This window comes from Streptomyces sp. NPDC048481 (assembly GCF_043200075.1).
Lineage (GTDB): Bacteria > Actinomycetota > Actinomycetes > Streptomycetales > Streptomycetaceae > Streptomyces.
Genome location: NZ_JBICXC010000008.1, coordinates 163,152 through 179,633 on the forward strand (window position 1 = coordinate 163,152; position 16,482 = coordinate 179,633).

The following is a 16,482-nucleotide window of genomic DNA, read 5'->3' on the forward strand; positions in this document are numbered from 1 at the left end:
CCTCGCCCTCATACATCAGCGGCACCTGCGTCGCCGTCCCTGCATTGCGACAATTCAGGGGTATGTTGTCACAATGTAGAAGGGACATGTATGCCGCTCCATCACGCCGTGCTCGCGCTGCTGACCCGGCGACCGAATCACGGATACGAACTCAAGGCCCGGTTCGAGGAGGCCGTCGGCCCGCAGTGGGGCGGCCTGAACATCGGTCACCTCTACCAGATCCTCGAACGGCTGGTCCGTGACGGCTATGTCTCGCGCTCGCAGGTCGCCCAGACCGACCGGCCCGACAAGAACCTCTACACGCTCACCGAGGCGGGCGAGGCCGAGCTGCGCTCGTGGGCGACCACCGCCTGGGTGCGCGTCGGCGGCTTCCGCGACGAGCTGTTCCTCAAGCTCCTCGGCGCTGTCGCGCTGGGTCCGCAGGCCCTGGCCACCCTGATCGAGGCGCAGCGGCAGACGTACCTGTCCGAGCTCGCGGGCCTGGGCCGGCAGCGCCGCGCCCACGCCGACGAGCCGCTGGTCGCCGTCCTGATCGACGCCGCCATCGCGCACACCAAAGCCGACCTCGGACTGCTGGACAGCGCCGCCCAGCACTTGGGCCCGCTCGCCACGGCACAGGCCGCACAGGCGGAGGAGCACTCACCTGCACAGGCGCGGACCGGCACCGACGAGGCTCCGAGGGGCAGGGCGGGATGAGAGAGGCCCCGGCGAGTCCGCTCGGAGGCAACGCCGGGACTCCGCCGGTGACGTCGGCGGGCTGCCGACGTCCGCGCGGCGACGTGCTCGGCTGTCCGGGAGCGGGACGGCGTCGGCGGTGAGCGGAGCCCCTGCCTCTTCGGGTCGCGGTGGACGGATGTAGGTCGGGAAGGCGGAAAACCCCGGGCCGGACCCGGAGTTCCGCCGCGCTTTCCTGATCGCGGCATCGGCGATTTTTCAGGAGGGCGAACGGCGGGGGCGACTGCCTGACACGATCATGCGTGCCTGCTGGTAGGCGCAACGTCGCCATCCGAGAGGCTGTGTCCCCCCGCCGGTTCGCGGGGTGGGGGGCGCCTGCGGAGACGGGCCGGTGCAGAGCGGGCGCTCGGCCCCCGAGTGCCGCAGGTTTCCATACGCCCCGTCACCTTCCGTCTCTGAACAGTGGGTTCGGCCCCGCGTTCCATGGATCGGTCGGTGAGCGAGGCGGTCAGGATGCCGGCTCGGTCCTCGGCCCCTGGCCAGGGGCATCGCCGTCGACGCCGGACGCCGGTTACCCCTCCAGGTGTTGGACACCTCGCGCACTGGCCGTCTTCCCGCCGCATCACGGGGCGGCCCGGAAAGAGGTTCAAGATCATGGCAACCCTTTGCGTGGCCTGTGACCACAAGGAAGCGGATCCGGCCGGTTCGGCGGCAGGGATCCGGATTTCCCCGTGAACAGCATGCAAGGAGAACGCCGCCCCATGAACCACCCCACGAACGACGGGCGCCGCGGGCGTCACCGCCGCCGCTGGACCGCCACCGGCCTGGTGCTCGGTGTGCCCGCCGTCCTCGTGCCGTATCTCCTGTTCGCGCAGGAGGACTCGCAGGCCGCGACGGTCGACGGCGGCGCCTATTACCGGCTGGTCTCCGTGCGCAGTGGCAAGGTGATGGACGTCAGCAGCTTCTCCACCGCCGACGGCACCCGGATCCAGCAGTGGACCGACCAGAACACCGCCAACCAGCAGTGGAAGCTGAGGTCGGCCGGTGACGGCTACTACGAGCTGGTGAACCGCAACAGCGGCAAGGTGCTCGGCATAGCGGGCGACTCGACCGCTCAGGGGGCCGCCGCCGAGCAGCAGACCGACAGTTCCGCCCCCTCGCAGGAGTGGAAGATCAGCGAGGTGAGCGGTTCCGACGCCGTCACCCTCACCTCCCGCAGGAGCGGTCTGGTCCTGGACGTCTCCGGGGGTTCCACGGCCCAGGGCGCGGGGCTCATCCAGTATCCGAGCCGGGGCACCGCCAACCAGCAGTGGAAGCTGGTGAAGGCGGACGAGGACGGGGCGGCCGGTACCGGCGGCGCGCGGACGACGGCCGCGACGGGACCGTACAGGTGGAAGAACGCCCAGGTGGTGGGCGGCGGTTACGTCACCGGTCTGGTGTTCAACCCGAAGGAGAAGGGCCTGCTGTACGCGCGCACCGACATGGGCGGCGCCTACCGCTGGGACACCGGGGCCGAGGAGTGGATCCCGCTCACCGACTGGATCGGCGAGAAGGACTGGAACCTGCTGGGCATCGACTCGGTGGCCACCGACCCCGTCGACCCCGGCCGGCTGTACCTCGGGGCAGGCACCTACACGAACGACTGGGCCGGCAACGGGGCGATCCTGCGCTCCACCGACCGGGGCCGTACCTTCCAGCGCACCGATCTGCCGTTCAAGGTGGGAGGCAACGAGGACGGCCGCGGGGCGGGCGAGCGGCTCGTGGTCGACCCGGCGAACCACGGCACCCTGCTGCTGGGCACCCGCAGGAACGGCCTGTGGCGCAGCACCGACTTCGGCGTGACATGGAGTCAGGTCTCCTCGTTCCCGGTCAAGGACGGCGCGAGCAGCGGCGGGGGAATCTCCTTCGTGACGTTCGGCCCGGCCGGCAGCAAGACGGTCTACGTCGGTGTCGGCGACAGGTCCACCTCCCTGTACCGCTCCACCGACGGCGGCGGCAGCTGGCAGGCCGTCGCCGGGCAGCCCACCGGCCGGCTGCCGCAGCACGGCGTCCTCTCCGGTGACGGCTCGCTGTACCTGACGTACACCGACAACCTCGGGCCCAACGGCGTGACGGGGGGCTCGGTGTGGAAGTACACGCCGGCCGGCGGCGCGTGGAAGAACATCTCGCCGTCCAGCGGCAGTTACGGCTTCTCCGGTCTGGCCGTCGACCCGCGAAAGCCGTCCACGGTCATGGTCACCACCCTCGGCCGCTGGTATCCCCAGGACGAGCTGTACCGCAGCACCGACGGCGGCACGACCTGGAAGGCGCTGGCCGACAGGTCGGTGCGCGACGCCTCCGCCGCTCCTTACGTCGGCACCCACACCGGGCACTGGATGACCGCCCTGGCCATCGATCCCTTCGACTCCGGGCATGTGCTGTACGGCACCGGCAACGGCATCCTGCGCAGCACGGACGCGGCCGCGTCCGACACCGGCGGTACCAGCCACTGGAGCATGGGCGCCCGGGGACTGGAGGAGACGGCGCTGCTGGACGCGATCGCCCCGCCCGGCGGCGCCAGCGTCATCACGTCCATGGGCGACCAGGGCGGCTTCCGGCACGACTCCCTGACCACGGTGCCCTCCGGGCGGTTGCAGAACCCGATGATGACCAACAGCACCGACATCGACTTCGCCCAGTCCAAGCCCTCCGTCATGGTCCGCGTCGGCCGGGGCGGCGCTCAGGACGGCGCCTACTCCACCGACGGCGGCAGCACCTGGAACGGCTTCAGGGCTGAGCCGGTCGCCAGTGCCCAGGACGGCCGTGTCGCGCTCGCGGCGGACGGCTCCACCATCGTCTGGACGCAGGCCGGCCAGGCCCCCTACCGCTCGACCGACAAGGGGTCCACCTGGTCGAGGGTCGGCGGCCTGGGCACTGACGACGCAGTCGTCGCCGACCGCTCCTCGGCCAGGACGTTCTATTCCCTGTCCGGCGGCACGCTCCACGCCAGCACCGACGGCGGCGCGACCTTCACCGCTCGCGCCACCGGCCTGCCCTCCGGCCGGCTCACGGCGGTCCCCGGCATCGCCGGAGACCTGTGGATCGCCGGTTCCGGCAAGGGGCTGCTGCACTCCACCGACGGCGGCCGCACCTTCACCACGCTCAAGACGGTGCAGTCCGCCTCCGCCCTGGGCTTCGGCAAGGCCAAGCCGGGCGCCGACTACCAGGCGCTGTACCTGATCGGGTCCGTCAAGGACGTCAGCGGGGTCTTCCGCTCAACCGACCAGGGCGCCACCTGGCTCCGCGTCAACGACCAGGCCCACCAGTGGGGCGCCATCGGCGGCGTCGGCGTCATCACCGGCGACCCCGACACCTACGGCCGGGTCTACGTCGGCACCAACGGACGCGGCCTGCAGTACGGCGACCCGTCCTGACCTGACCCCGGACACCCGGGCGGGGGAGTTCCCTCCCGGCCCGCACGGCGGAAGGCGCTGTGCGGGCCTCGGGCGCCCGGTCGCGAGCGGGTGACCAGGTGAAGCGGGTCAGCGCTTCAGGGTGAGCAGGCCCGGCCGGTACGGCAGCTTCACGTAGTCGGTGCCCTGCGGGACGTCGGGGGACAGGCCCTGGTAGAGGAACTGAAGGTTGCAGGGGTCGACGGTCATGGTCTCGTCGGGGTTGTTGCGGACCAGGTCACCGTGGCTGATGCTGTTGGTCCAGGTGGCGCCGCTGTTGGCCTTGCCCGCGAAGGGGCTGCTCTCGGTGGCGGCCTGCGGGGTCCAGGGGCCGTTCAGGCTGGTGGCCGTGAACGAACGGAAGAAGCGGTCCTCCCTCGCGCCGCGAGCCTCGACGATCATGAGGTACTGGTTCTGCCCCTGGACCTTGTAGACCTCCGGCGCCTCGAACAGGTTCTTCTCCGTGTCGCTCATGACCGTCGTGTACGACGAGCCGAAGCTGCTCGGGAAGTTGCCGACCGGCATGGTCGACTTGAAGATGCCGCCCTTGTCGTTGGCGAAGAAGAGGTACATGTTCTGGTCGTCGGCGATCAGGGTCGGATCGATCGGCGCGCCGACGGGGAGGCTGCCGGTGAACAGCGGCTGCGCCGCGGACCAGCTGTTGGGGTTGGTGGGATCGCTCGACGTGCGGTAGACGAACGGCCAGGCCGTGCCCCACCCGTTGGAGGCCAGGACCCAGATGTTCTTGCGCGCGAAGTAGAACAGTTTGGGCGCCACCGCCGACTGGCTCATCGCGGTCTGGCCGGCCGAGCCCATGTCCGACCAGTTCGTGAAGGGGGTGAAGCCCATCGAGTGCCAGTTGCCGTCGGAGTACGTCGCGTAGACCAGGTGCTTGCCGTTGTACGTCACGGTGGTGAAGTCCTTGAGCGAGGCCCACCCGTTCGCCGGCTGCGTCAGCGCGTTGGTCGACGTCCACTGGTATGCCGACGGCAGGGCACACGAGTTGGACGCCCCGGACAGGCCGGACCACTTCTGGCCGGCGCCGCCGGTGCAGTTCCACAGCCGCACCGCCGTGCCGTTGGCCGTGGCGCCGCCGCTGACGTCCAGGCACAGCCCGGACTCCACGGCGACGACCGTGCCGTCGGGGTTCACCCGCCACTGCTGGTTCGTACCGCCGTTGCAGGACCAGATCACCGGCCGGGTGCCGGCCGTGGTGGCGTGACCGGGGACGTCCAGGCACTTGTTTCCGAACACGGTCAGCTGGTTGGCGTCCGTCAGCGTCCACTGCTGGTTGGTACCGCCGTAGCAGTCCCAGATCTGCACGTTCGTGCCGTCGGTCTGGCTGGCGCCCGACACATCGAGGCACCGGCCGGACCCGGCGCCGCGCAAGGCGCCGCTGGTGGCCGCCTGAGCCGGGTGGGAAACGATCGTGGCCGCCGAAGCCACGAGGGCCGCGAGCGCCACGAACACGGGCCTGCGGCTGAATCCACGTCTGCGCATGGGGGGTCTCATTCCTTGGGTGAGCGGTTCCGGCCGGCCCCGTCGGAGGCTCCGGACTGTTGTTGCGCCCCACCTCGGCCTCGGGGTCGTCCGATCGACGATCCGTTCGTCATCTCGAACAATGGTCGAAGTGTCGGGCAAAGAGTCGAGAGGGTGATGATCATCTGGTTCCGGCGAACGTCAGTGCCGCGTACGGCCCCGGCGGGCATGGCGTGTCACGGGCTCATCCGCCGCGGTCTCGATTCGATCGACCCTCTCGAGTGATACATGGGATGGATTAACGGATACGGACGTTGCTCGTGTCTAGCCTCGTGACACGAAATACTTTGCTACCGGCGGGTTTTCGTGCGACCCATGCTTCTGACGTCACCTCACCTATGGGAGCGCTGAGCCGGCCAGCGCGTCCGGGTACCGGCCGTAGCAGGTCCTCGTTCAGGTGGCGGCGCGGGTCGTCGCCCCCCGTCATCGCCCTGTCGGGGGTGAGCGTTCACCGTCGTACGACCGGCCAGAAAGTGGTCCTGGACTCGGTCGACTGGACGGTCCACCGGCGCGAGCACTGGGCGTTGCTCGGGCCGAACGGGGCCGGCAAGACCACCATGCTGGGCCTGGCCGCAGCCCTGATCCATCCCACGGCCGGAACCGTGGACGTCCTCGGGTCCCGCCTCGGCCGGGTGGACGTGCGGGAGTTGCGCGCGCATCGGCTTCGTCGACGCCGCGCAGAAGGTTCCCCCGGAGGCCACCGCCCACACCGTCGTCCTCACCGGCGCGACCGGCACCGTGCAGCCGTTGTGGGGGGCCTACGACGCCACGACGCGGGAACGGGCCCGGGTTCTCCTGGCCGAGCTGGACTGCAAGGAACTCGCCGGGCGCGCGTTCGGCGACTGCTCGGGCGGGCAGCGCGCCAGGATCCTCGTCGCGCGCCCTGATGTCCGACCCGTCGCTGCTCCTGCTCGACGAGCCGTTCAACGCCCTCGACCTTCCCTCCCGGGAGGATCTGGTGGACGCACTGCACCGCCTGGCGAGCGGCAGGCCGGGCCTGTCCACGGTGGCCGTCACCCATCATCCGGAGGAGCTGCCGCCCTCCACCTCGCACGCCTTCCTGCTGAAGGAAGGCCGTGAACTGGTCTCCGGCCCCGTGCAATCCGTGCTCACGTCGGAGAACCTCACCGGGTGCTTCGGGCCGCCCATCCGCGTCGAAGCCCACGACGGCCGCTGGTACGCCAGGTCCACGGCCGTGCCGCAAGCCCGTCACCGGCGTGAGCCTCCGCCCGCTCCGGGGCCGCGCCCGTGAACCGCACGTCCCGGGCGGCGGTCCGGTGCGGCCGCGGACCCCGCGCCTCCGCCCGGACGCTCAGGCCGGGTACGCGTGGGTCTGGGCCGCCTTGACCGTCGCCCAGACCGCGACACCGGGATGCAGGCCGAGTTCGGCCGCCGCCACCGTCGTGAGGTCGGCGGCGAGGGGGAGTTCGCCGGTCAGGTCGGCGCGGATCCGGTCGCCGCGGGCGTCCAGGCCGGCGATCTCGCACCGCCAGAGGTTGCGTGCGCTGGAGCCGGTGGGGCGGTCCCGGTGCAGGGTGACCGCGCTGGGCGGGAAGGCGACGAAGACCGGGCCGGTGAGGTCCTCGGTGGTCGTGATGGTCGTCCCGGTCCCGGTGGCGATCCCGGTCGTGGTACCGGGGCCGCTCTCGACGTGGACCGTGTGGCCCCGTGCCTCGCCCTGGTAGAGGTTGAGGCCGACGAGGTGGGCGATGTAGTCGGTGCGCGGGTGGCGGGCGATGTCGGCCGGGCCGCCCTGCTGGACGATACGGCCGTCCTCGATGACGACGAGGTGGTCGGCCAGGACCATCGCGTCCAGCGGGTCGTGCGTGACGAGCACGGCCACCGCTTCGAACTCGGCCAGATGGTGCCGGAGTTGCGCGCGGACGTCGAGGCGGGTGCGGGCGTCGAGGGCGGCGAGCGGCTCGTCGAGGAGCAGCAGGCGCGGGTGGGTGGCCAGGGCCCGGGCGAGGGCGACGCGCTGCGCCTGGCCCCCGGAGAGCTTGCGTGGCTTGCTGCCGGCGTGGCCCGCGAGGCCCATCCGCTCCAGCCACCTCGCGGCCTGCGCGCGTGCCTGCGCCTTGGTCGCGCCGTGGCAGCGCGGCCCGAAGGCCACGTTGTCCAGCGCGGTGAGGTGGGGGAAGAGCAGGTAGTCCTGGAAGACGACGCCGACCGGGCGGGACTCCGGCCGCGTGCGGTGCAACTCGGCCCCGTCCAGGCGCAGGTGGCCGCCGGTGAGCGGGACGAGACCGGCGAGGGCGCGCAGCGCGGTCGTCTTGCCGGCGCCGTTGGGGCCGAGGAGCGCGACGACGTCACCCGGCGCCGCGGTCAGCGCCACGTCGAGGCGGAAGGAGCCGCGCTCGACCAGCAGCCGGGCGTCGAGTCCCTCCCCGGCCGCGGCGGGCTCGTCGGCCGGTCCCGGTGCGGGGCGCGCGGCGCGTGCGGTCTTCCCGGTGTCGCTCATGAGGCGGCCATCCATCGGTCGCGCAGCCCGGCCAGCACCGCGATCGAGACGGCCAGCAGGACCAGGCTGAGGGCGATCGCGGCCTCCGGGTCGCTCTGCAACGCCAGGTACACGGCGAGCGGCATGGTCTGGGTACGGCCGGGGAAGTTGCCGGCGAAGGTGATCGTCGCGCCGAACTCGCCGAGCGCCCGGGCCCACGCCAGCACCGCGCCGGCCGCGATGCCGGGGGCGACGAGCGGCAGCGTGACGCGGCGGAACGCGGTGAAGCGCGAGGCGCCGAGCGTCGTGGCCGCCTCCTCGTAGCGCGGGTCGGCGGCGCGCAGGGTGCCCTCGACGCTGATGACGAGGAACGGCATCGCCACGAAGGCTTCCGCGACGACGACCCCGGCGGTGGTGAACGGCAGCGTGATCCCGAACCAGGAGTCCAGCCACCGGCCCATGACCCCGTTGCGCCCGAGCGCCATCAGCAGGGCGACGCCGCCGACCACCGGCGGCAGCACCAGCGGAAGGGTGACCAGCGCCCGGAGAAGGCCGCGCCCCGGGAACTCGACCCGTGCCAGCAGCCAGGCCAGCGGCACCCCGAGCACCAGGCTCACCGCGGTCGCCGCCGTCGCGCAGACCAGGGACAGCTGGAGCGCCTGCCACACCTCGGTGCTCGTCAGCAGGTCGGGCATGCTCCGCCAGGGGGCGCGGATCAGCAGGGCGACGAGGGGGAGGACCAGGAACGCCAGCCCGATCAGCGCGGGCAGCAGCAGGGGCAGCGGGGCGCCGCCGCCGAGGCCGCGGCCCGCCGGGGATCTGCGGACGCGGCGGCGGCGCGGGCCATCGGTCACGGTGTCCGTGGCGCCGGCCTTGTCCGGGGGCGGGGAGGTCACGGCCGGAGGAACCCGGCGCCGGTCAGGACCTTCTGGCCGGCCGCGGACCGCACCAGCGCGATGAACGCCTTGGCGGTCCCGGTGTTCTCCGAGCCCTTGAGCAGGGTGATCGGGTACGCGTTGACGGCCTGGGCCGACTCGGGGAAGTCCACGCCCTCCACCTTGTCACCCGCGGCCTTCACGTCGGTCCTGTAGACCACCGCGGCGTCGGCCTCTTTCAGGACCACCTTGTTCAGGGCCGACTTGACGTCCTCTTCGTAGGAGACCGGAGTGAGCTCGAGCCCGCTCGCGTCCAGGGCCTTCCGGGCGGCGGCCCCGCACGGCACCGTCCTGTCGCACAGCACGACCTTCAGCGAGGACTTCGTGAGGTCCTTCAGGGAAGTGATCCTGGCCGGATTGCCGGGCAGGGTGGCGATCTCCAGCCGGTTGCGCACGAAGGTGGCGGGCGTGCCCTCCGCGCCGCCCCTGTCCGTCACGATCGCCATGGTCTTCGGGCTGGCCGAGGCGAAGACGTCGGCGGGGGCGCCGGCGGTGATGCTCGCGGCGAGGGTGTCGCTGCCGCCGAAGCTGAAGGCGACCTTCGTGCCCGGGTGGGCCTTCTCGAACTTTTCGCCCAGCGTCGTGAAGCTCTCCTTCAGCGAGGCGGCGGCGAAGACCGTGATCGTGCCGGACAGCTCGTCCGAGGCGGAGGCCGAACCCGAGCCGTCCGACTTCCCGGCCGAGCCGGAGCCGGACGACGAGCAGGCGCTCAGGACCAGCAGGGCCGCTACGCACGTGCCGGCCGCCCGCAGGGTCCGGCGGGTCGGGCGGCTCCGGCGCGCGGAACGGGTCATCACGGGTGCTCCCTCTCTCTTCCTGACGGACGCGGCTGCTGTCTCCCGACGCCGAGCAACGCCCGTGTCGTCGATCCGGTGAGTGCGCGTGCGCCGTCCATGATGCCGCAGGTGCAAGGTGAAAGTCTCTTGTTGCTTGGCATGATCCGGGGCTTGGGTTCCCTGGCCTGGCATGTGCGTTTGCATGACGATGGGGGTCCGCGTGCGGTCGTCCTCGATGTGACCGCCCGTGGGCTCGTCCTTCGCGGGTGCCCTCCTCCGCTTCCACGGGCTTTTCCCCGGGTCGGGGAACCCTTCGGCCTTCTCGGTCATTGGAGAAGGAGAGGGCGCCGTCGAAGGGCGGCGTGACGTCAGGGGGTCTTGGGTGGGGAGTGGGCGTCGGCGGATGCCGGTCCGCCGGGGTGTGTGCGCGGCTTGCTCCGTCCGGCCGGATGGGGTGGGCCGGTGACCGGCCGGTCGGCGCACCCGGTGCTGCCTCCGGTGCTGCGCGGGTGGCTCGGGGCGGTCGCGGGTCTCGCCGGGCTGTCCGTCGTCCTGCTCGGGATCCTGTACGCCGGCGGCAGCGAGCCCGGCGGTGTGGACAGGCGGCTCAGCAGCCCGGAGGCGGACGGCGTGGGTCCGCCGTGGCGGCGTCTCGCGCTGGCTCTGGACTTCCTCGGGGAGCCCGTGGGGTCGGTGCTGCTGGTGACGGCCCTCGTCGCGGGCTGTCTGCTGGTGCGGCGTCCTCGGGCGGCGGTGCTGACCGTGGCCGGGGCCGGAGCGGGCGTGGCGGTCGCGACGCTGCTCAAGCACCTGGTGGGGCGCACCATCCACGGCGACGGCAACCTTTCCTACCCGAGCGGCCACACCGCGTTCGCCACCGCGCTCGCCCTGGCGGTGGCACTGCTCGCGACCGGCCGGCTCGGCCTCGGCAGAACGGCCGGCATGGCACTCGTGCTCGGCTTCGCACTGGTCGCCGGCGCCGCGATGGGCTGGGCGCAGGTGGCTCTGGGCGCGCACTACCCGACCGACGCCCTGGGCGGCTTCTGCACCGCGCTGGCGGTGGTGCCGGCGACGGGATGGCTCATCGACCGGGCGGTCCGCCGACCGGACGGCGGGCCGGACGGCAGGCCGGATATGAGCCTGGACGGCAGCCCGGACGCGAGCCGGCACGGCGGCACGGCGGACGGCACGGCGTACGGCGGACGCGGCGGCGGACCGTCTCGCTGACTCCCTGGCCGCGAGGGCGGCTGCCGGGCGCCGCCCCCGCTCGTGCCGGGGCGGCGGTGCGGTTTTTCACGCTGTGCGGCGGAAGACCGGTTTCACCGGGCGGCCGCCCAGCCAGGGGGTGGGGTCGGCGGTGTCCAGCGCCTTGCGGTAGACCGCGCACGCCTGGGCCACCGCGTCGACGGTCCGGTCGATGTCGGCGTCCGTGAGCGCGCTGCTCACCACGAACGACGGGGCGAGCACGCCGCCCGCAAGCAGCCGGCGCAGGAACAGGGTGCGGTACTCCTGGGACGGCCGCAGGTTCTCGTCGAGGGTGGCGAAGACCAGGTTGCTGGCCCGGCCCCGGACCACGACGTGGTCGCCGACGCCCATGGCGGACGCGGCCTCGCGGACACCCGCGGCCAGCCGTTCGCCGAGGGCGTGCAGCCGTGCGGTGACGCCCTCCTCGGCGTAGGTGGTCAGCACCGCCATCGACGCGGCCAGGGAGTGCGTCTCCGCGCCATGGGTGGTGGACAGCAGGAACACCCGCTCGCCGGGGTGGCGCAGTCCGCCCCGCTCCATCAGGTCGCGGCGTCCGGCGAGCGCGGAGACGGCGAAGCCGTTGCCCAGAGCCTTGCCGAAGGTGGAGAGGTCGGGGACGACGCCGTACAGGCCCTGGGCGCCCGCCTCGGACCAGCGCAGGCCGGTGATCATCTCGTCGAAGATCAGGACGCAGCCGTGCCGGTCGGCCAGGTCGCGCAGACCGGCGAGGTAGCCGGGGGGCGGCTCGGTGTGGGTGGCGGGTTCGAGGATCAGGCAGGCGACCTCGCCCGGGTGACGGGTGAGCAGTTCCTCCGCGGCGGCCAGGTCCCCGTAGGGGAACGAGAGGTTCAGGTCGGTGGTGGCCGTCGGGATGCCGGCGTCCATCGGGGTGGTGCCGATGAACCAGTCGTCGGTGGAGAAGAAGGGGTGGTCGGCGCAGAGGGCCACGCGGGGACGTCCGGTGGCGGCGCGGGCGAGGCGGACCGCGGCGGTGGTGGCGTCGGAGCCGTTCTTGGCGAACTTCACCATCTCGGCGGTCGGCACCGTGGCCAGGAAGCGTTCGGCGGCCTCGACCTCCACGATGGACGGCCGGACGAAGTTGCTGCCCCGGTCGATTTCGCGGCGTACCGCCTCCGTCACCCGCGGGTGGGCGTGGCCGAGGCTGACCGACCGCAGGCCCGAGCCGTACTCGATGTAGCGGTTCCCGTCGACGTCCCACACGTGGGCGCCGCGGCCGTGGCTGATGACCGGGGCCAGGTTCTCCGGGTACTGGTCGTCGCCCTTGGCGTAGGTGTGCGCGCCTCCGGGGACCATGGCGTGCAGCCGCTCGTTGGCCTGCCGCGACCGGGGCAGGCGCAGTTCCCCCGGGTCGGCGGCGACCGTGGTGTGTGTGGTGTCCACGCTGGCCTCAACCTACTTTCTGGTGCAGGTGCTTCAGGACCTCGGCGAGGCTCGGCGCCTCCCGGTCCCGCCGGGACGTGGAGGTGACCGGCAGCGGCCAGGGCACGGCGATCTCCGGGTCGTCGAAGGCGATCGTCACGTCCTCGGCCGGGTCGTGCCGGCGGTCGATCCGGTAGGAGACGTCGGCGGTGTCGGTCAGCGCCTGGAAGCCGTGCGCGCAGCCCGCCGGGATGTACAGGGTCAGCTGCGTCTCGTCGGAGAGCTCGAAGGTGGCCAGGTTGCGGTAGGTCGGCGAGTCCGGGCGCAGGTCCACGACGGCGTCGAAGATCCGCCCGTAGGAGCACCGCACCAGCTTGGCCTCTCCCGCACCGGAGCGCAGATGCAGGCCGCGCAGCACGCCCTTCACCGAGCGGGACAGGCTGTCCTGGACGAAGGCGTGCGGGTCGAGGCCCGCCGAGCGGACGACGTCGGCGTCGAAGGTGCGGCTGAAGAAGCCGCGTTCGTCGGCGTACGGCGTCGGCTCGAACAGGTACGCGCCGGCGATGGCCGGGACCTCGGTGGCTTTCATGCGCTCTCCCGGGCGGGCTGGGCGGGGTCGGGCGGCGGGAACAGGGCCGCCGTCAGGACGGCGAACTGGTGGTGCAGGCGTTCGGTGGCGACCAGGTTGCGTTCGGCGAGGGTCCGCCGGACGTCCGCCGCGTTCTTCTCCAGCGTCCGGAACTGCTCCAGCAGCCGGTCGGCGTCGACCTCGCGGGCCGGGTGGCAGAACGCGCCCTGTCCCATCTCGGCCATGAGGGCGTCGCTCTTCGCCGCGTAGCTGACGGCGAGCGTCGGCGTGCCGGCCTTCAGCGCGCAGATCAGGTTGTGGTAGCGGGTCGCCACCACGGCGTCGGCGGCGGCCGTCTCCCGCATCAGGTCGGCGAGCGACGCCGTCTCGGGGGCGGTGACGAGGGGCGAGTCCACGGCGTGGAGGATCGCGGCGGCCACCGGCGCGTCGCAGGCGTCGCCGATGAGCAGCCGGACCTGCCTGCCGTCCTCGGCCAGCGCGCGCACGAAGCGGATCGTGCCGTCGAGGTAGCGCCGGTGGATCTCCTCGGCCCGCGCGCGGTCGTCGTCGCCGCCGTGGAAGGCCATGACGCCCACGCAGACCCGGCCGGGCGGTTCGGCGGGCGCGGTCGCCGGGGGCGCCGGCAGGGCGAAGGCGAGGTCGGGATGGACCTCGTCGCGCGAGGTGTCCACGCCCATCGCGCGCAGCGCGTCGCGGGACGGGGCGTCGCGGTACGACCGGTAGGCGGCGAGCCGCGCCGACCAGCGCACCAGGGTGCGGGTCGCCCGGTTGCCGATCTCGGCGGCGCCGACGCCGACCAGCGCGACCCTGGCGCCCGACAGCCTGCCGCTCGCGCAGAGCAGGAACAGCGAGTAGGGGAAGCCCCAGGGCCGCAGCGGAAGGGTGGCCTCCAGGACGCCCATGCCGGGCACGATCACCACGTCGTGGCGGCGCACCCAGGCGGCGGTGCGCAGGACGTCGACCAGTTTGCCCAGGCCCTTGCCGGCGACCGCGCCCGCCCGCGAGGCGGTCCGGTACTCGCCGCGGTACCAGTGCAGCCGCGTCGCGGGGATGCCGTACCGGGCGGTTACGGCCTCCGGTCCGCCGCACAGCGCGTCCACGACGGCCTCCGGGTGCTCGGCGCGGAGGTATCCGAGGACGGCCTCCAGCGATCCGTCGTTGCCGAGGTTGCCCGAGCCGAGCAGGCCGAACACCCCGACGCGCACCGGCGCGGCGTCCGCCGGTGTCATGGCCGCCTCCCCTCGCGGCCGGGCACGAGGGCGTCCACGGACACGGCGAGTCCCTCGGGCACGACCGGGGCGCGGTCCTCGACCCGTTCGCCGGCGCCCGGCCGGGAGCGGCTGGTCAGCCATGCGGCCAGGTGGCGGTAGCAGGCGCGCCGGTCGGCCGACGACAGCGGCGCCCGCCGGATCGCGGAGGCGAAGCCCCACACGTACTCGGCGAGCAGCCGGGGCGTCGGGTGCAGGAGGCCTGCCCGGCGCGGGTCCAGGTTGACGCAGCGGGAGCGCTTGGAGGGGTTCGCCCGTTCGGCGCGGGTGGGGTGGTCGCGGCGGAAGTACAGCAGCTCCGGCACCTGGTGGAAGGGGCCGTGCAGGGTGATCTCGGCGACGAACGTGCGGTCGGCGTGGTGGTAGCTGTCGTGCGGCTTCACCCGGCGCAGCACGTCGGCCCGCATCACCCCGTAGAAGTCGTCGCCGCCGGGTTCGAAGAGCAGGCTGCGGAAGCGTTCCGGCGCGTGCGGCGAGTCGGTGGCGAGGGTGTACTCGTAGGGGACCGTCACCCGGCCGTCGCCGTCGATGACCGCCTGGCCGCTGTGCGCGAGGATCACGTCGGGCCGTTCGTCCAGCGCCTCGACGCAGCGCAGCAGCAGGTCCCGGGCGTACAGGTCGTCGTGCGAGGCCCACTTGAACAGTTCGCCCCGGCATTCGGCGAACACGTGGTTGTGGTTGGGGGCGGCGCCGATGTTGCGGGACAGCCGGATGTACCGGATGCGGGAGTCCTTCGCCGCGTACCGACGGCAGATGTCCTCGGTGCCGTCGGTGGAGGCGTTGTCGGAGACGACCAGCTCGAAGTCCTCGTAGCTCTGGCCGAGCAGGGCGTCGAAGGACTCGGCCAGGTACTCCTCGCCGTTGTACACGGGCAGGCCGATGCTCAGCCTGGGACGGTCGCTCATGTGGTCCTCACTTCGGGAACGGGGTGGTGGTGCCGCTCGCCCAGGGCGGACCGCAGCTGCAGCCACCACACGGCCGAGCCGCTGACGGTCGCGGCGGCGACGCCCCAGGCCGAGCCGACCGCGCCGGCCAGGGCCGCCCCGCCCAGCCCGCCGCCGACGTAGCAGGCGGACGCGAACAGCTGGGAGCGCAGACTGCGCCGGGCCGCGCCGAGGGCGCGCAGCCCGGCGGCCGCGCCGGTGCCGAGCCCCGCGCCCGCGACGCCGAGGGTGATGGGCACGACGAGCTGGGCGGCGGAATGCCAGACCTCGCCGAGCACGGCCGCGCCGAACCGGTCCGGCATCAGCAGCAGCGCCCCGCCCCAGCACAGTGCGCCGGCGGCCTGGCCGCCGCCGAGGAGGAGGCAGAACGTGCCGAGCCGGTGCGGGGCCCGCCGCAGCACCCGGGCCGCCTCCGGGACGGTGACCAGCGACAGTCCCATCAGGACGGCGAGGAACGGGCCCAGCAGGAGTTCGGCGCCGCGCACCGCGCCGACCGCGCCGACCGCGACGATCGCGCCGAGCCCGTAGGCCCGCAGCTGGCTCGCGCCGCTGAGGCTGACGTTCTCGACCAGGTAGCGGTACCCGAGGTCGCGTTGCTCGCGCAGCCAGCCGCGCGCCCCCCCGGGCCGGGGCCGGATGCCGGACTGGACGCAGCCGTAGGCGGCGGCCGCCGCGGCGGACGCGCCCCAGGCGAGCACGAAGGCGGCCACGCTGCCCACGCGGGCCGCGACGACCATGGCCGGGACGAGGGCGACGCCCCACACGAGATCATTGAGGAACGCCTTGCGGCCGGCGCCCGCGGCGAAGAACGAGAACCGCCAGGCGTCCTGGAGCAGCAGCCCCGGCAGCATGACGCCGAGGCAGGCGAAGGCGGGCCCCACCCGGCCGCCCAGCGCGAGGCCGATCACCAGGCAGGCCGCGCCGAGGCCGGTGCCGACGCCGAGCGCGGTGCCCGTCGATCGGGCCACCGCGCCCCGCCAGGACGCGTCCGGCGGTCCGCTGAAGCGCACCACGAGCGGGTCGGTGGCCAGCCCGCGGGAGACGTTCAGCACCACGCCGTAGGTCACCCAGGCCAGGCTGAACACGCCGAACGCGGTCACCCCCAGCGAGCGGGCCACGTAGATGCCCACCGCGAAGTTGGACATGCTGGAAGCGGCCTGGTCGGCGAGGCCCCAGGACAGCCGGCCGAGGAGGGCGCGCTTGGCGGATCCGGCCGGCGCCGCCGCCGGCCGCGGATTCTCCCCCTCGGCGGTCACCGGC

Annotated in this window: 12 protein-coding genes and 1 pseudogene; 4 read left to right on the plus strand and 9 right to left on the minus strand. The window is 72.9% G+C overall.

The window, feature by feature from the left end; genetic code table 11:
• The first annotated feature begins 90 nt into the window (after positions 1-90).
• Positions 91-696, plus strand: a complete 606-nt coding sequence (locus ACGFSH_RS24100) for a helix-turn-helix transcriptional regulator (RefSeq protein WP_393351929.1) — start codon at positions 91-93, stop codon at positions 694-696.
• A gap of 740 nt (positions 697-1,436) precedes the next feature.
• A complete protein-coding gene (locus tag ACGFSH_RS24105; protein WP_393351931.1) occupies positions 1,437-4,088 on the plus strand; it encodes an RICIN domain-containing protein in 2,652 nt (883 codons plus the stop codon).
• Positions 4,089-4,196: 108 nt separating this feature from the next.
• On the opposite strand, the gene ACGFSH_RS24110 is transcribed toward ACGFSH_RS24105, so the two are convergent.
• Positions 4,197-5,606 carry a non-reducing end alpha-L-arabinofuranosidase family hydrolase gene (locus ACGFSH_RS24110; protein ID WP_393351933.1) on the minus strand — a complete coding sequence of 470 codons (1,410 nt, stop codon included), beginning with the start codon at positions 5,604-5,606 and terminating at the stop codon, positions 4,197-4,199.
• A 377-nt stretch (positions 5,607-5,983) separates the two neighbouring features.
• On the opposite strand from ACGFSH_RS24110, the pseudogene ACGFSH_RS24115 reads away from it, so the two are divergent.
• A pseudogene (locus ACGFSH_RS24115) lies at positions 5,984-6,897 on the plus strand (ABC transporter ATP-binding protein).
• Positions 6,898-6,957: 60 nt separating this feature from the next.
• Here ACGFSH_RS24115 and ACGFSH_RS24120 read toward each other — a convergent pair.
• The 3 genes from ACGFSH_RS24120 to modA are packed head-to-tail and all read right to left on the minus strand — an operon-like array spanning position 6,958 to position 9,814.
• Positions 6,958-8,106, minus strand: a complete 1,149-nt coding sequence (locus tag ACGFSH_RS24120; RefSeq protein WP_393351935.1) for an ABC transporter ATP-binding protein — start codon at positions 8,104-8,106, stop codon at positions 6,958-6,960.
• Positions 8,103-8,981 (minus strand): molybdate ABC transporter permease subunit, encoded by an 879-nt coding sequence (gene modB, locus ACGFSH_RS24125; RefSeq protein WP_393351937.1) that lies wholly within the window; start codon positions 8,979-8,981, stop codon positions 8,103-8,105. Before modB ends, ACGFSH_RS24120 begins: the two co-directional genes overlap by 4 nt.
• Positions 8,978-9,814 (minus strand): molybdate ABC transporter substrate-binding protein, encoded by an 837-nt coding sequence (modA, locus tag ACGFSH_RS24130; protein ID WP_393351939.1) that lies wholly within the window; start codon positions 9,812-9,814, stop codon positions 8,978-8,980. Before modA ends, modB begins: the two co-directional genes overlap by 4 nt.
• A gap of 444 nt (positions 9,815-10,258) precedes the next feature.
• On the opposite strand from modA, the gene ACGFSH_RS24135 reads away from it, so the two are divergent.
• A complete protein-coding gene (locus tag ACGFSH_RS24135) occupies positions 10,259-11,023 on the plus strand; it encodes a phosphatase PAP2 family protein (RefSeq protein ID WP_393351941.1) in 765 nt (254 codons plus the stop codon).
• Between the two features lie 66 nt (positions 11,024-11,089).
• Here ACGFSH_RS24135 and ACGFSH_RS24140 read toward each other — a convergent pair whose 3' ends face one another.
• From ACGFSH_RS24140 to ACGFSH_RS24160, 5 genes are read right to left on the minus strand one after another with little or no spacing between them, the layout of a single operon-like run.
• Positions 11,090-12,442, minus strand: a complete 1,353-nt coding sequence (locus ACGFSH_RS24140; protein WP_393351943.1) for a glutamate-1-semialdehyde 2,1-aminomutase — start codon at positions 12,440-12,442, stop codon at positions 11,090-11,092.
• Between the two features lie 7 nt (positions 12,443-12,449).
• Complete coding sequence (gene rfbC, locus ACGFSH_RS24145) at positions 12,450-13,010, minus strand: dTDP-4-dehydrorhamnose 3,5-epimerase (RefSeq protein ID WP_393351945.1); 561 nt, start codon at positions 13,008-13,010, stop codon at positions 12,450-12,452.
• Positions 13,007-14,239 (minus strand): polysaccharide pyruvyl transferase family protein, encoded by a 1,233-nt coding sequence (locus ACGFSH_RS24150; protein WP_393351947.1) that lies wholly within the window; start codon positions 14,237-14,239, stop codon positions 13,007-13,009. The genes rfbC and ACGFSH_RS24150 overlap by 4 nt, the downstream gene beginning before the upstream one ends.
• A complete protein-coding gene (locus ACGFSH_RS24155; RefSeq protein ID WP_393351949.1) occupies positions 14,236-15,183 on the minus strand; it encodes a glycosyltransferase family 2 protein in 948 nt (315 codons plus the stop codon). Before ACGFSH_RS24155 ends, ACGFSH_RS24150 begins: the two co-directional genes overlap by 4 nt.
• Positions 15,180-16,478 (minus strand): hypothetical protein, encoded by a 1,299-nt coding sequence (locus ACGFSH_RS24160; RefSeq protein WP_393352287.1) that lies wholly within the window; start codon positions 16,476-16,478, stop codon positions 15,180-15,182. Before ACGFSH_RS24160 ends, ACGFSH_RS24155 begins: the two co-directional genes overlap by 4 nt.
• Between the last annotated feature and the right edge of the window lie 4 nt (positions 16,479-16,482).

Bases quoted from the DNA above. Each gene is read 5' to 3' on its own strand.
- ACGFSH_RS24100 (WP_393351929.1), top strand. From the start codon at position 91: ATGCCGCTCCATCACGCCGTGCTCGCGCTGCTGACCCGGCGACCGAAT.
- ACGFSH_RS24105 (WP_393351931.1), top strand. From the start codon at position 1,437: ATGAACCACCCCACGAACGACGGGCGCCGCGGGCGTCACCGCCGCCGC.
- ACGFSH_RS24110 (WP_393351933.1), bottom strand. From the start codon at position 5,606: ATGCGCAGACGTGGATTCAGCCGCAGGCCCGTGTTCGTGGCGCTCGCG.
- ACGFSH_RS24120 (WP_393351935.1), bottom strand. From the start codon at position 8,106: ATGAGCGACACCGGGAAGACCGCACGCGCCGCGCGCCCCGCACCGGGA.
- modA (WP_393351939.1), bottom strand. From the start codon at position 9,814: ATGACCCGTTCCGCGCGCCGGAGCCGCCCGACCCGCCGGACCCTGCGG.
- rfbC (WP_393351945.1), bottom strand. From the start codon at position 13,010: ATGAAAGCCACCGAGGTCCCGGCCATCGCCGGCGCGTACCTGTTCGAG.
- ACGFSH_RS24150 (WP_393351947.1), bottom strand. From the start codon at position 14,239: ATGACACCGGCGGACGCCGCGCCGGTGCGCGTCGGGGTGTTCGGCCTG.
- ACGFSH_RS24155 (WP_393351949.1), bottom strand. From the start codon at position 15,183: ATGAGCGACCGTCCCAGGCTGAGCATCGGCCTGCCCGTGTACAACGGC.